Raw genomic sequence first — 14,449 nt, 5'->3', positions numbered from 1 at the left:
GCTCACGCTTCCTCCGTGGGTCGAGCAGGCGGAGGATGGGCGGATGATCGACATCGAGAGCTGGATCGCCGCCTACGAGAAGGCCTGGGCGAGCGACGACCCGAACGACATCGCGCAGCTGTTCACCGAGGACGCCGAGTACTTCACGGCGCCGTACAGCGACGCGATCACTCCGCGCGACGCCATCGTCGAGTGGTGGCGGGCGGAGGAGGAGCCGAGCGACCCGACCTTCGCGTGGGGTCTCGTCGCCCTGACCGACGAGACCGCAGTGGTGGAGGCTCGGACCATCTACCCGGGCGACACGACCTACCTGAATCTGTGGGTCATCCGGTTCGCGGCGGACGGGCGGGCGCGCTCGTTCACCGAGTGGTACATGGCCGAGCCGGCCGACTCGGTCTCGTGAGGCGGCGTCAGAGCTGGTGATCGTGCGGTTCGCAGGTGTCGGCGCGATTCGCAGGTGACCGTACGGTTCGCAGGTGACCGTACGATTCGCAGGAGACCGGGACCTCTCACCGCCTACTGACGCGGTGAGGAGCGCTATCCACGAGGCTGATCCTGCAGATCGCACCGACTCCTGCAGATCGCACGACAGCCTGCAGATCGCGCGGCGGCCGGCAAGGTCGGCGCGGCGTCAGAGCTGAGCGGCCGCGAAGGTGTCGCAGCTGGTCGCGTCGCCCTCGAAACCGGCCTGGAACCAGCGCTGACGCTGCTCGGCCGAGCCGTGCGTCCAGCCCTCGGGGTCGACGGTGCCGGTCGCCTGCTCCTGGATGCGGTCGTCGCCGACCGCCGCCGCCGCGCCGAGCGCGTCCTGGTACTCCTGCTGCGTCACCGGCTTGAGATAGGGCGTGCCCGTCTCGTCGGGCACGGTCGACGCGTCGCCGACCCATGCACCGGCGAAGCAGTCGGCCTGCAGTTCGAGGCGCACCGAGTCGGAGTCGGGGCCGGTCCCCGAGCGGTCGGCGGACTCCATCGCCCCGGTCAGGTTCTGGATGTGGTGGCCCCACTCGTGGGCCAGGATGTACATCTGCGCGAGCGATCCCCCCGACGTGTCGAAACGGGTCCGCAGCTCGTCGAAGAAGTCGGTGTCGAGGTAGATCGTCTGGTCGGGCGGGCAGTAGAAGGGGCCGACCGCGGCGGTCGCGCCTCCACAGCCGGTCTGGGTCTGATCCTCGAAGAGATCGACGCCGGCCGGAGTCGTGTACGCGACGCCGAGTGCGCCCGTCGCGGTTCCCCAGTAGCGGTCCAGCGACTCCGCGGCGCCCTCGAGCCGGCAGTCGACCTGAGCGTTGGCGTCGGCGCCGCTGTCGCAGGCGACCGCGGTGCTGGTCACGCCCTCCGGTGAGGCGCCGCCGCCTCCGAGGACATCGCCGAGACCCGAGAGGTTCACGCCGAGCAGCTGCGAGAGGAGCGCGAGGACGATGACCACGCCGGCGCCGCCTCCGACGGCGATGCCCGTCGTGCGGCCGCGCCGCCGCACCTTGCCGCCGCTGAGTCGGGAGTCGTCGTTGAAGGTCATGCGGTCACGGTAGCGGCGACGGCACGACCGGCGAGGGGGCTTGCGGAGGGGGTCAGCCCCAGCGGGACTCGCTCGCGTCGCGGATGATGTCGAGCAGCGCCTCGCGCAGCGGGCCGTGCTCGAGGCTGCCCGGGAACATGTCGACCTCGAGGCGGTGGGCGAGACCCCACGCCTCGGAGCCCTTCGCGGTCAGCGAGACGAGCTGGCGACGGCGGTCGGCCGGATCGCTGGTGCGCGAGACGTGACCCTCGCGTTCGAGGCGCTCGATGGTGCGCGACATGGTCTGCACCTCGACGTGCGCGGCGGCGGCCAGCTCTTTCTGGGCGGTCGGGCCGGCCTGGAGGAAGTGCAGGACGATCAGGCCGGCATGCGTCAGGCCGATCTCGGCCAGCGCACCGTGCCAGGCGTGCTCGACCATGCGGGACGCCGTCGAGAGCAGGCGGCCGGTGGGCCAGGTGGCCATCTCGGCGTCGGCATCGGCAGGCATCTGCTCAGGGTAGTCGCGACGGCCGGCGGCGGCCGGCCGGGCGCGGATCGCGGCGTGCGGGTCAGCAGGCGAAGCGGTCGGTGGCCTCGATCAGGGCGTCGAGGATGCCGGGCTCGTCGAAGGCGTGACCGGCGTCGGGGATGAGGCGGAAGTCGGCCTCGGGCCAGGCGGTGTGCAGGTCCCAGGCGGTGAAGGCGGGGGTGCACATGTCGTAGCGGCCCTGGACGATGACGGCGGGCAGGTGGCGGAGCACGCCGGCGTCGCGGATCAGCTGCCCCTCCTCGAGCCAGCCGTGGTGGACGAAGAAGTGGTTCTCGATCCGCGCGAAGGCCAGCGCGTAGGCGGGATCGGACCAGGCCTCGACCATCTCGGGGCGCTGCAGGAGCGAGATGGTGGACGCCTCCCAGGTGGTCCAGGCGACACCGGCCGGGCCGTGCACCGCCGGATCCTCGTCGTGCAGCAGGCGGTAGTAGGCCTCGATGAAGCTGCCGCGCTCCGAGGCGGGGACGACCGCGGTGTACGCCTCCCACAGGTCGGGGTAGACCGCTGCAGCGCCGCCCTCGTAGAACCACTCGAGCTCGGCCCGGCGCAGGGTGAAGATGCCGCGCAGGATGATCTCGGTGACTCGCTCCGGGTGCGTCTCGGCGTAGGCGAGCGCGAGGGTCGAGCCCCACGAGCCGCCGAAGACCTGCCAGCGGTCGATGTCGAGGTGCTCGCGCAGCTTCTCGAGGTCGGCGACCAGGTACCAGGTGGTGTTGGTGGAGAGGTCGGCGCCGGGCTCGCTGGCGTGAGGCGTGGAGCGACCGCACATCCGCTGGTCGACGAGCACGATGCGGTACTTCTCGGGATCGAAGAGGCGGCGGTGCTCGGGCGAGGTGCCGGCGCCGGGGCCGCCGTGCAGGAAGACGACGGGCTTGCCCTCGGGATTGCCCGACGCCTCCCAGTAGAGCTCGTGGCCGTCGCCGACGTCGAGCATCCCGGTGTGGAAGGGCTCGATCTCGGGGTACAGAGTGCGCATAGGCCGCACCCTACTGACCTTCAGGCGCTCGGCTCGCGATTTCATCGGCCCGCCCGCGGATGAACGGGGCGGACGCGCTGTGCGGCCTTGCGATCGGGGGTCGACCCTGATGGACTCGAACCGCAGCGACGATCGGGGGATCGCATGGCGTACACGGCACTGACGACTCTGTTCTGGATCGCGGTCGCGCTCGGCTTCCTCGTCCGCGGATCGCGGCGGCGCGGCCTCCGGCACGCGGCGCAGCCGGCGGGCGCCGCGGCGAGCGTCCTGCGCGACGTCTACTCCGGACGCGGCACCGAGGCCGCGCACTCCCCGGAGTTCGACACCGCACCGACGACGTCCGTCGAGCTCGGCGGCCCCGACCCGTTGCTCGCCTTCGGGGTGGGCGAGTCGGCCGGGCGACCGGACGAGAAGCGCCGATCGTGACGGGTCGGCTCGGCAGGATCCTCCTGCGCGTCCTCTCCCTTCTCGCACGCGGCCTCGTCATCGCGGTCTCCGCCGGGGCGACGGCACTCGGCGGAGGCAGCGCAGCCCCGTCGGACGTGCTGCCGACTCCCGAGCGCCGGGACCGCTGACGCCCCTGGGGAGGACGCTCGGGGTCGACCCTGGGGCGTCAGACCACGCCCGACGTGCCCAGCAGCGACCCGATGGCGAAGGTGGCGGCGAGCGCCAGCGCGCCTCCGACGACGACGCGGATCGTCTGCCTCGCGGGCGGGCTGCCGCCGATGCGGGCGCTGAGGTAGCCGGTGATCGCGAGCGCGATCAGCACGACGGCGAAAGTGATCGGGACGCGGATCGACGCGGGAGGCAGCAGGATCGCCAGCAGCGGCAGCAGCGCGCCCACGGTGAACGCGAGGGCCGAGGCTCCGGCGGCGGCGAGCGGGCTCGCGACATCGTCCTCGCGGAGGCCGAGCTCGGTCTCGAGGTGGGCGGCGAGCGCATCGTGCGCCGTCAGCTCGGAGGCGACCCTGCGCGCCGTCTCGGGAGTGAGGCCCTTCGCCTCGTACAGTCCCGCGAGCTCGGCGAGCTCCTCCTCCGGCTCGTTCGCGAGCTCTCGGCGCTCCTTCGCGATCAGCGCGCGCTGACTGTCGCTCTGGCTGCTGACCGAGACGTACTCGCCGAGCGCCATCGAGATCGCGCCGCCGATGAGGCCCGCGGCACCGGCGGTCAGGATCGCGGGCGTCGCCGCGGTCGCCCCCGCGACTCCCACGACGAGGGAGGCGACCGAGACGATGCCGTCGTTGGCGCCGAGCACGCCGGCGCGCAGCCAGTTGAGGCGGCCCGAGAGGGAGGTGTCGTGCGGCTCGCCGGGGTGGGCCCCTGGCGGTGGTGCGGACACGGAGGTCATGGCGCCATGCAAGCACTGCACGAGAGGCAGCGCCAGCGAGGAGAGGCTGGCCTGGTCACAGCACCCGGTCGGTACTGTGGAGCGGATCCCCGCACCACCCGCCCCGCCGAAGGAGCCCCCATGCCCACCACTGTGAGCGGCGTCATCGCCCGGTCGAAGGGGGCTCCCGTCGAGCTCGTCGACATCGTCGTCCCCGATCCAGGGCCCGGCGAGGCCGTGGTCGACATCGAGACGTGCGGCGTGTGCCACACCGACTTCCACTACCGCGAGGGCGGGATCAGCGACGACTTCCCGTTCCTCCTCGGCCACGAGGCCGCCGGGAAGGTCAGCGCCGTCGGCGAGGGCGTGACGAACGTCGCGGTCGGCGACTTCGTCGTGCTCAACTGGCGCGCCGTCTGCGGCGAGTGCCGCGCGTGTGTGCGCGCGGAGCCCTGGTACTGCTTCAACACCTTCAACGCGACCCAGAGGATGACCCTGGTCGACGGCACCGAGCTCAGCCCGGCGCTGGGCATCGGCGCCTTCGCCGAGAAGACCCTCGTGCACGCCAAGCAGTGCACCAAGGTCGATCCGGAGGCGGACCCGGCCGCGGTGGGCCTGCTCGGCTGCGGCATCATGGCCGGCCTGGGCGCCGCGATGAACACCGGGAACGTCGGTCGCGGCGACTCCGTCGCGGTCATCGGCTGCGGAGGCGTCGGCACAGCCGCCGTCGTCGGGTCGGCGCTCGCCGGAGCGAGCACCGTCATCGCCATCGACCGCGACCCCAAGAAGCTCGTCGCGGCGAAGAGGCTCGGCGCGACCCACGTCATCGACTCGAGCGGCCTCGACGAGGCGGGTGTCGTCTCCGCGGTGCAGGAGCTCACGAACGGCGTCGGCGCGGACGTCGTCATCGACGCCGTCGGCCGGCCCGAGACCTGGCGCCAGGCGTTCTACGCCCGCGACCTCGCCGGGACCGTGGTGCTCGTCGGTGTGCCGACTCCCGAGATGACGCTCGAGATCCCGCTGCTCGACGTCTTCGGCCGCGGCGGCTCGCTCAAGTCGAGCTGGTACGGCGACTGCCTGCCCGAGCGGGACTTCCCGATGCTCACCGACCTCTACCTGCAGGGCCGGCTGCCGCTCGACGAGTTCGTGACCGAGCGGATCGGCATCGCCGACGTCGAGCAGGCCTTCGCCACGATGGCCGGGGGCGACGTGCTGCGCTCGGTGGTGGTGCTCTGATGGCCGCCCGCGTCGAGAACCTGGTCACCAGCGGCACCTTCAGCCTCGACGGAGGCACCTGGGACGTCGACAACAACGTCTGGATCGTCGGCGACGACTCCGAGTGCGTGGTCATCGACGCCGCCCACGACGCCGACGCGATCCTCGCGGCCGTCGGCGACCGCGCGCTCCGGGCCGTGCTGCTGACCCACGCGCACGACGACCACATCGACGCGGCCGCCGCGGTGCGGGCGGCGACCGGCGCGCCCGTGCTGCTGCACGACGGCGACCGGATGCTCTGGGACGCGGTCTACCCGGACACCGCGCCGACCGGCGGGCTCGTCGACGGACAGGTCGTGTCCGTCGCCGACATCGATCTCGAGGTGCGGCACACCCCCGGCCACTCCCCCGGCGCCGTCTGCTTCGTCGCCGCCGACCTCGGCACCGTCTTCACCGGCGACACCCTCTTCCAGGGCGGGCCGGGCGCCACGGGCCGCTCCTTCAGCGACTTCCCGACGATCATCGAGTCGATCACCGAGCGACTGCTCACCCTGCCCGCGGAGACCGTCGTCCTCACGGGCCACGGCGACTCCACGACGATCGGGGCGGAGGCACCGCACCGCGAGGAGTGGATCGCGCGCGGTCACTGACTCCTCGGGTCGGTGTCCGCACCCGACGCGCCTTAACGGGGGGCGTGCGCCCTGATCCTCGGGCTGGGAGCCTGCACCGTGAACCGAACGCGTCCCCGCCTCCCGAGACCGTCCGCCTCCCTCCTGTCGGGCGCGCTGATCCTCGGCCTGATGGCCGCGGTCGCGCTCGCTCCCTCGGCTCAGGCGGACGAGCCGACGGCCGACGTCAACGCGCTGTGCGCGACGGCAGTCGTCGACATCCCGTCCGGCGTGCACTACGCGCGGATGCTCGTGATCGGTCAGAAGGGTCAGCCGGGAGTCGCCATCGACCGCAGACCCGCCCCCGGATCGGCAGGCGCCGCGGGCGTCACCGAGGCCGTCGTGCAGGTCCTCCCCGGTCAGCGCCTCTGGCTGGCCGGCGGGTCGACGCTCCTCCCGGGCGGCGCCCGGACCTACTCGGGGAGCGGAGGAAACGGGTCGTTCGTCTCGACGATCGACCCCGCTCCCTACTGCCCCGGTGGCGGCAGTCCCGCCTCCGCCTTCCCGAAGGACGCCTTCCTGGCGGTCGCCGGCGGAGGGGGCGGCGGCGGCGACGCCGGGTACTGGACGTCCGGATCGACCGGCGGCTCCGGTGGCGCACCGGGGTCGAAGGGCGGCGACGGAGGCGCGAACGACGCCCGTGACGGAGCCGGCGGCAACCCCGGCACCACGTCCGGCGGCGGCGCGGGCGGGGCCGCCGGATACAGCGGGTTCTTCAACGAGGGCAGCGCCGGCACTCCGGGCACGTACCTCACGGGGGGACGCGCGGGCATCTCCGACTCCGGCGGCGAGTACGCGGGTGGCGGCGGGGGCGGCCTCTTCGGTGGCGGAGGAGGCGGCGGCGGCACGAGCGGCGGCTCCGGTGGTGGCGGCGGCGGGGCGAACCACCTCCCGCCGTACATCTCGCCGAACCCGCCGACCGACCAGCAGCGCTCGGGCACTCTGCGCAACGGCAGCACCGATCAGGACGGCCCGAACGTGCAGGTCTTCCCGCTCTACCCGACGGTCACGACGGTGACGATCGCCCCGTCCCCCGCCTACGTCTCCGACGAGCTGATCGCCTCCGTGCGGGTGGCCGGAGTGGACGACGGCCCCGTGCCCGTCGGCGCGGTCGAGCTCCGCACGGGCGGCGAGGTCCTGACCGGGACCCTCTCGAACGGAGCGGTCGACATCCCCCTCGGCGTCCGGCCCGCCGGCGAGCTGACCGTGCAGGTGCGCTATCCGGGCGCGGACTCCGAGCGCGTCGGGTTCCTCTCGAGCAGCGCCTCCACCTCCCTGCCGGTCGAGGCCGCGGCGGTCGTGCCGACGACCACGGTGATCGAGGCCTCTCCGTCGACTCCCTACGTCGGCGACGACGTCGCCCTGAGCGCCACGGTGACCCGGGGCGACGGACGCACGGTCGACGCGGGCGAGCTGACGTTCACGAGCGCGCCGAACGACGGGTCGGAGGCGCCGACGACGATCGCCCGGGTGCCGGTCGTCGACGGCCGCGCCACCGCGGCGGCGAGCTTCCCGGTCACCGGCGTCGTCCGCGTCACCGCCGCGTACTCCGGCGTCTCGTCGCGCACCGAGGACGTCCGATCGAGTGAGGGAACGGTTTCCGTCGTCGTGCGCCCGGCGGGCGGCCCGGTCTTCACCACCCAACCGGAGTCGTCCGCCCTCACTTACGGGGACACCCCGGCCGCCCTCTCGGTCGAGATCGCCGACGGACCCCGCACCTCCCTCCGGTGGCAGCGGTCGGCGGGAGCCGGCTCGCCCTTCGAGGACATCCCCGGGGCCACCGGCTCCCGCTACCAGCCGTCGGCGCGCACCGACACGGGCACCCGGTTCCGTGTCGTCGCCGTGAGCGTCTCCGGGGAGAGCTCCTCCGACACCGCCGAGCTCACCGTGCTCCCGGCTCCCCTCACCGTGACCGCCCGTGACGTGCGGATGGCCTACGGCACCGACGCCCCGGCGTTCGAGGCCGACTACGGGACGGGCGACGAGGGCTTCCGGCTCGGGGACGGCCCCGACGACCTCAGCGGCGATCTGCGCTGCGGCTCCCGTCCCCCGGCCGATCGCGAGCTGCCGCCCGGCGCGTACCCCGTCGAGTGCTCCGGTCAGAGCTCGCCGCGCTACGACATCGGCTACCGCGCCGCCACCCTCACCGTCGACGCGGTGACCCAGGAGATCCGCTTCGAGTCGGACCCGCCGACCCCGGGACGAGTGGGCGAGGCGTACGACGTCGACGCCTCCGGAGGCGCGTCGGGCGAGCCCGTCGTGTTCTCCACCGACCCGGTCAGCCCGTGGTGCACCGTGAGCGAGGACGGCCGGGTGGAGTTCACCGCGACCATCGACCTCCCCTTCGCCGGCGAGTGCGTCGTCCACGCCGACCAGGCCGGACGAGCGTTCTTCCCACCGGCCGAGCGCGAGTCGCAGATCATCAGCGTCGAGAAGGTCTCGCCGAGGGTCGAGGTGAACTGGGGAGGCACGACCACCGTCACCGCGGGCTCCTACCGGACTCTGAACGTCACCGCGAGCGGCACACCCGATGTGCGCTACCAGTGGTACTCCTCGACCGACAACAGGACCTTCACCGCCCTGCCGCTCGCGCAGTCGCCGACCTACCGGCTGAACACCCGCGTCAGCAACGACGGAGTCTTCTACCGGGTCCTCGTCTACAACGCGTCGGGTGAGACTCCCTCCGAGGGGCGCTACGTCTCGCGGAGCACGAGGCTGCAGGTCGACCCGGCGTACGTCGAGGTGGTCGCCCCCGACGTGGAGATGATCGCGGGATCGGAGCCGCCCGTCGTCCTGCCCGAGTACTCGCCGCTCATCGACTCCGACACCCCCGCATCGCTGGGACTCGAACCGACGTGCACGGTCGACGTCACGCCCGAGACGCCGCCGGGGGTCTACCCGGGGGCGGTGAAGTGCCAGGGCTTCGAGCACCCCGACTACGAGCCGTACTACGTGGGCGGCACGCTGACGGTCCTCGCCGATGACGGCCTGCCCTTCGGGAGCGGGACGGGCGCCGGACCCGCCTCCGGGATCCCTGACGGGAGCGCGGACGGCTCCTCCACGGGCGCGGGCGGGAGCTCGGCGACGGGCGGCGGTCTCGCGGCCACCGGGGTGGACGGCCTTCCCGGTCTCGCGCTGCTCGGTGCTCTCACGCTCACAGGCGGGCTGTGGCTACGAGTCGCCGGGCGCCGGAGGCGCAGCCCTGGTCGCTCCTCCTGAGACGGCCTCGCCGGAGGAGTGACCCCCCCGCTCTGCACAGCGCTCCGATATTGACACGAGTAAACCGGCGTGGTTTCCTGTCTGAGCGAGGGCGTAGACCGTCGCGGACTCGAGGAGAACCAGATGACCTTCACTCTCGGAATCGTCGGCGCCGGCCAGTTCAGCCGCCACTTCGCCGACCTCTTCCACCGCCACCCCGGAGTCGGCTCGATCACGGTGACCGACGTCATCGAGGGTCGTGCAGAGACGCTCGTCGACGCGGAGGGGCTGGCCGGGACGCACGACAGCTTCGAGGCGATGCTCGCCGATCCGTCGGTCGATGCGGTCGCCCTGTTCACCCAGCGGTGGACGCACGGCCCCCTGGTCGCCCGAGCCCTCCGCGCGGGCAAGCACGTCTACTCCGCCGTGCCGATGGCGAGCGACGCCGACGAGATCGCCGAGATCATCGACCTGGTCTCCGCGACCGGTCTGACCTACATGATGGGCGAGACGAGCCAGTACAACCCGGCGACGGTCTTCGCGCGGCGCAAGTTCGCCGAGGGCGCTTTCGGTCGCGTCTTCTACCTGGAGGGCGACTACCTCCACGACATGGACCACGGCTTCTACGACGCCTACCGCTACAGCGGCGGCGAGGACTGGAAGGCCACCGCGAGCTACCCGCCGATGTGGTACCCGACGCACTCCATCGGGGGCGTGCTGGGTGCCGTCCCGATGCACGCGACGAGCGTGAGCTGCACGGGCGTCCGCGACCAGCTGGACGACGGCGTCTTCGACACCTCCGTCAGCATGTTCGACAACGACTTCTCGAACATGACCGCGCTCTTCGAGCTCGACGGCGGCGGTTCGATGCGGATCAACGAGTTCCGCCGAGTGGGGTACCCCTCGTTCCTGCGCGAGAGCCGCTTCCGCTTCTTCGGAACGGCCGGAGTCTTCGAGCAGCTGGTGCAGACCAGCGTGTGGCAGACCGGCGACGGTGTCGAGGACGTCACCGAGCAGCTCGCCACGACGGCGACGATGGCCGACGACGACCCGCGCCTCGAGAACGTCTCCCCCGCCCTCCGCGCGGCCTTCGTCAGCGGGCACGCCCCGGTCCACGAGGAGGAGGCCTCGCGCCTTCCGGCCCAGCTCGAGGGCGCCCCGAACGGGCACGAGGGCTCGCACCACCTCCTGGTCGACGACTTCGTGCGCGCCGTGACGACCGGGACGCTGCCGACGGTCAACGCCTGGGTCGCCGCCCGCTACACGCTGCCGGGGCTCGTCGCCATGGAGTCCGCACGCCGGGACGGCGCGCGACTGCCCATCCCGGACCACGGCGACGCGCCGGTCGCGGTCGGTGAGCCCCTGCCGCGAAGCGGCCGATGACCCCGCCTCGGCGGGGATCCGGCGTCGATCTCGGTAGATTCGCCGGATGACGCCACCCCGCCGTGTGACCAGACGCGACGTCGCTCGGCTCGCCGGAGTGAGCGATGCGGTGGTGTCGTACACGCTGAACGGCCGAGCGCCTGTCGCCGAGGCCACTGCGGCACGGGTGCGAGCGGCGATCGCCGAGCTGGGCTACCAGCCCAACGCCGCGGCGGCAGCGCTGCGATCGGGCACGTCGCGGACGATCGCCCTCCTCGCGCCGATCGGCGGACGTCGCGTCTTCAGCAATCCGTTCTTCACGGAGCTGGCGAGCGCCGTCGAGGACGCGGCCCGCGCGCGGGAGCTCGATCTCCTGGTCGTCACGTCGGTACCGGACGTCGACGCCCTGCGGGCCCGCCTCCGGGATCTGGCCGCCCGGCAGGTCGCCGGTGTGCTCGTGCTCGCCGGCGGTCGGATCGACAGGGAGCCGCTCGACTCCGCCGGCGTCCCCTGGCTGTCGCTGAACGACAGCGACGAGACGGATCCGACCGGGGTGGGAGTCGACCTGTTCGCCGGCGCTGTGACGGCGACGACCCACCTCGTCGAGCTCGGACGCCGCCGCATCGCCTTCGTCGGCGAGACGGCTCCCGACGCCCACGGTCGTCTCGAGGCCCGCCGGCGGGGCTGGGAGGAGACGTGCCTCACGGCGGGACTGCGACCGGGCGCGCAGATCGAGTCCCCGTACTCCCGCGAGGGCGGGCTCGCCGCGGGGCAGGCGCTGCTCGAAGTGTCGCCGAGACCCGACGCCGTCTTCGCCGCCTCCGACCTCATCGGCATCGGTCTGCTCCGGGCGCTCCGGGACGAGGCGGTCCGCGTCCCGGAGGACATCGCCGTCGTCGGCTTCGACGGAACCTGGGAGGGCGAGTACAGCGCTCCCCCGCTGACCTCGCTCCGCCAGCCGATCGAGGCCATGGCCGACGCGGCGCTCGACCGGCTCGTCGGCGGCGTCACCGGACCCGCCCTCCTGCGCGGCTCCCTCGTCGTGCGGGAGTCCTCCGGTGCGGCGAGGAGCGCGACGTCGTCGTAGCCCGGCTTCGAGATCGCACGCGGGAGCGCCCCCGACCCCGGAGGGTCGAGGGCGCTCCTGCGGTTCAGCGGGTCAGCTGCAGGGGCGTGCCGCGTAGGGTGCGCTCACCTCCGTCGAGACGGGCGAGCCGTCGATCGTCGCGGTGGCGCCGACCGCGACCGAGCCGGCGGGCAGATCCACCTGGCGCGTCGTGAAGGCGTGCGACACGGTCTTGCCGGCGGCGACCGAGGCGAACGTCTTGGTGCCGTAGGCGGTGGTCATCGTCACCGAGGCGGTCGCCCCGGAGTCGTTGGTCGCCTGCGCCGTGATGATCGCCTTGCCCGCGATGCAGCGGGTGGTGGCGGTCGCGGTGATGTCGAGTGCCGGAGCGGCCTCGCCCTCGGTGAAGGCGAACGTGTCGAGCTCGAACAGGTCACCGGTGGGTCCGGAGTAGCTGAAGTACACGTCGTGCACTCCCGTCGCTCCGGTCAGCGCGGCGCTGACGTCGGCCCATTCGCCGGTGGCGCCGTTCACCGCGACCGTGCCCGCGACGGGGCCGGTCTCGGAGTCGAGGCGGACCGTGATGGTGCCGCCGGCCTGCAGCGCCTTCGCACGCGCCGAGAACGTCGCCGCTCCCGTGTCGCCGAAGTCGACCGACGACAGGGCCGTCCAGTCGCCGTTGTCGAGGTCGCGCAGAACCAGGTTCTGCGTCGCGCCCGCCGCCGGGGTGCCCAGAGGCGCCGTCGCGATGCCCTTGCTCCAGCCGATGGTCTCGGCCGGGAAGGTGCGGAACGGCTCGAAGTCCTTCACCTGGTCCACTCCGGCGTAGTCGCCGACGACCTGCTGCACGGTGCCGTCAGCGTTGAACTGCAGCTCCTGGATGTGCGGGCTGCGGTAGCCCTGCGTGGTGTCGCCGTTGATCCTCTTGTTGAGGGTCGGCGCGTGATAGGTGAAGTAGTACTTCCCGCCGAGCTCGAAGACCGACTGGTGGTTGTTCCCGCCGGTGCCGTTCCCGAAGAAGCGGCTCTGGTTGGGGAACATCACGCCGGCGTAGGCCTCCTTGGGCCACGACATCGGGTCGTCCGAGATCATGTAGCCGATCTCGCCGCCGCCCGGGTAGCCGGGAACGCGGGTCTGGTTGCCGCCGAAGTCGTTGCCGCCGAAGTGCGACGAGTACGAGAGGTAGTACTTGCCCTCGCGCTCGAACACCTGGGCCGCCTCGAAGGCCACCGGAGCGTCGACCACAGCGGCCGTGCCCTCGGTCGAGATCATGTCGTCGCCGAGCTCGATCACGCGGATGTTCTTCGGGTTGTTGAAGCGCTCGGCCGCAGGCAGCGCGGTCGAGGCGGGACCGCCTCCGAAGAACAGGTAGCCCTGGCCGTCGTCGTCGATCAGCGGTGCCGGGTCGAACTTCCACGAGACGTTCGCGCCGGGGGTCGAGTCGTTGATGAGCGTGCTGGTGCGCTGGCTCGTCCACGGGCCGACCGGCGAGTCACCGGTGATCACATTGCTCGATCCGCCGCCGTTCGCGTAGTAGAGGAAGTACTTGTCCACTCCGTTCACGGTCTTCTTGGCCATGCCGGGAGCCCAGGAGTTACCCGTGAAGGGGGCGACGCCCGCGGAGCCCGCGACCTGGATCTCGCCGTGGTCGGTCCAGTTGACCAGGTCGTCGGAGGAGATCACCGTGATCTGGTTGATCTTGCCGTAGTCGATCCCGGGCGAGACGCCCGTCACCGAGTCGGGCGCGTAGCCCTGGGTGTCGTTCGTCATGTACATGTACACGCGGCCGTCCTCGACGAAGCCGAAGCCGTCGGCCCCGAACTTCCAGCCGATGAGCGGGTTGTGGTCTCCCGGCAGCTTGCCGACGACCTCGATGGTCTTCGACGGTGCCGCCGGCGGGGCAGCGCCGACGAGAGACACGTCGTCGAGCTTGTAGTCCATGAGGTGGGTGTCGGGCGCCGTCGACGGAGTCGCGGTCCACGGCGTCTCGAAGAAGAGGCGGGTGGTCGCGACGCTCTGGCCCGCGGGGACGGTGAAGGAGCCGCTGATCGAGGCCCACTGGCCCTTCGTCGCCGTGACGCTCGCCAGGTTCGTGTAGCTGCCGCCTCCGTAGTGCATCGTCGCGAAGAACTGCTTGGTCGCGGGCCCTGCCCCGTTCTCGTACTTGATCTGGGCCTTCACCTGGTACGTCTGCCCGGCGACGATCTTGCCGCTCAGATCCTGCATCGCTCCCGCGCCGGTCGTCGTGCGGCCGGTGACGATCGCGGCGCTCGCGCCGGTCTTCGCGTCGGTCGTCGTGGCGAGCGCGCCGGCGTCTGCGGCGTTGCCGTTGTTGACGAACCAGTTCGCGACTCCGTTCTCGAAGCCGCCGTTGACGATGAGCTCCTGCTCGGCGGCGGACGAGGACTGGGCGGCGAACGGGGCCACCAGTAGTGCTGTCAGTGCTGCTGTGGCCAGCAGCCTGAGGCGCAGCCGACCTCTCGGTGCGGCGTCTTGTTGCGTTCTCACGAATCCTCCTTGATCGCGTCTTGCTGTGGTGCGTCGGGGGCGACGGGCGCCCGCGACGGGTTCAGGGGCGGGCGGCCGATCTCC

Annotated in this window: 13 protein-coding genes; 8 read left to right on the top strand and 5 right to left on the bottom strand. The window is 72.0% G+C overall.

All coding sequences use genetic code 11. From position 1 onward, the window contains the following. Positions 1-43: 43 nt before the first annotated feature. Positions 44-403, top strand: coding sequence for a nuclear transport factor 2 family protein (locus tag ASG06_RS08365; protein ID WP_056042456.1), 360 nt, complete (start codon positions 44-46; stop codon positions 401-403). 228 nt (positions 404-631) lie between these two features. Here ASG06_RS08365 and ypfJ read toward each other — a convergent pair whose 3' ends face one another. The 3 genes from ypfJ to pip form a co-directional block, all read right to left on the bottom strand. Further along, positions 632-1,516, bottom strand: a complete 885-nt coding sequence (ypfJ, locus tag ASG06_RS08360) for a KPN_02809 family neutral zinc metallopeptidase (protein WP_056040993.1) — start codon at positions 1,514-1,516, stop codon at positions 632-634. 52 nt (positions 1,517-1,568) lie between these two features. Then, on the bottom strand, positions 1,569-2,003 hold the full coding sequence (locus tag ASG06_RS08355; protein WP_056040990.1) for a MarR family winged helix-turn-helix transcriptional regulator: 435 nt from the start codon (positions 2,001-2,003) through the stop codon (positions 1,569-1,571). A 61-nt stretch (positions 2,004-2,064) separates the two neighbouring features. After that, positions 2,065-3,021 carry a prolyl aminopeptidase gene (pip, locus tag ASG06_RS08350; RefSeq protein WP_056040987.1) on the bottom strand — a complete coding sequence of 319 codons (957 nt, stop codon included), beginning with the start codon at positions 3,019-3,021 and terminating at the stop codon, positions 2,065-2,067. A 144-nt stretch (positions 3,022-3,165) separates the two neighbouring features. On the opposite strand from pip, the gene ASG06_RS08345 reads away from it, so the two are divergent. Further along, positions 3,166-3,447 carry a hypothetical protein gene (locus ASG06_RS08345; RefSeq protein ID WP_056040984.1) on the top strand — a complete coding sequence of 94 codons (282 nt, stop codon included), beginning with the start codon at positions 3,166-3,168 and terminating at the stop codon, positions 3,445-3,447. Beyond that, positions 3,444-3,596 carry a hypothetical protein gene (locus ASG06_RS19960; protein WP_156465933.1) on the top strand — a complete coding sequence of 51 codons (153 nt, stop codon included), beginning with the start codon at positions 3,444-3,446 and terminating at the stop codon, positions 3,594-3,596. Before ASG06_RS08345 ends, ASG06_RS19960 begins: the two co-directional genes overlap by 4 nt. A gap of 38 nt (positions 3,597-3,634) precedes the next feature. Here ASG06_RS19960 and ASG06_RS08340 read toward each other — a convergent pair whose 3' ends face one another. Continuing rightward, positions 3,635-4,369 (bottom strand): VIT1/CCC1 transporter family protein, encoded by a 735-nt coding sequence (locus ASG06_RS08340; protein ID WP_056040982.1) that lies wholly within the window; start codon positions 4,367-4,369, stop codon positions 3,635-3,637. Between the two features lie 120 nt (positions 4,370-4,489). On the opposite strand from ASG06_RS08340, the gene ASG06_RS08335 reads away from it, so the two are divergent. The 5 genes from ASG06_RS08335 to ASG06_RS08315 all read left to right on the top strand — a co-directional run bounded on the left by ASG06_RS08335 (position 4,490) and on the right by ASG06_RS08315 (position 11,878). Further along, complete coding sequence (locus tag ASG06_RS08335; protein WP_056040980.1) at positions 4,490-5,584, top strand: S-(hydroxymethyl)mycothiol dehydrogenase; 1,095 nt, start codon at positions 4,490-4,492, stop codon at positions 5,582-5,584. Beyond that, positions 5,584-6,213, top strand: a complete 630-nt coding sequence (locus ASG06_RS08330) for an MBL fold metallo-hydrolase (RefSeq protein ID WP_056040978.1) — start codon at positions 5,584-5,586, stop codon at positions 6,211-6,213. Before ASG06_RS08335 ends, ASG06_RS08330 begins: the two co-directional genes overlap by 1 nt. 78 nt (positions 6,214-6,291) lie before the next feature. Next, entirely contained in the window at positions 6,292-9,450 is a 3,159-nt protein-coding gene (locus ASG06_RS08325; protein WP_056040975.1) for an MBG domain-containing protein, read from the top strand. A gap of 123 nt (positions 9,451-9,573) precedes the next feature. After that, positions 9,574-10,812, top strand: a complete 1,239-nt coding sequence (locus tag ASG06_RS08320; RefSeq protein WP_056040973.1) for a Gfo/Idh/MocA family protein — start codon at positions 9,574-9,576, stop codon at positions 10,810-10,812. A gap of 46 nt (positions 10,813-10,858) precedes the next feature. Next, positions 10,859-11,878, top strand: a complete 1,020-nt coding sequence (locus ASG06_RS08315) for a LacI family DNA-binding transcriptional regulator (RefSeq protein WP_082499071.1) — start codon at positions 10,859-10,861, stop codon at positions 11,876-11,878. Between the two features lie 72 nt (positions 11,879-11,950). Here the strand turns inward: ASG06_RS08315 and ASG06_RS08310 are convergent, their stop codons facing one another. Then, positions 11,951-14,365 carry a family 43 glycosylhydrolase gene (locus tag ASG06_RS08310; RefSeq protein ID WP_056040967.1) on the bottom strand — a complete coding sequence of 805 codons (2,415 nt, stop codon included), beginning with the start codon at positions 14,363-14,365 and terminating at the stop codon, positions 11,951-11,953. Positions 14,366-14,449 lie beyond the last annotated feature (84 nt).

Source organism: Rathayibacter sp. Leaf185, from assembly GCF_001423885.1.
Taxonomy (GTDB): domain Bacteria; phylum Actinomycetota; class Actinomycetes; order Actinomycetales; family Microbacteriaceae; genus Rathayibacter.
The sequence above is the reverse complement of the archived record's forward strand: the minus strand, read 5'-3'. Positions and strand labels throughout refer to the sequence as shown.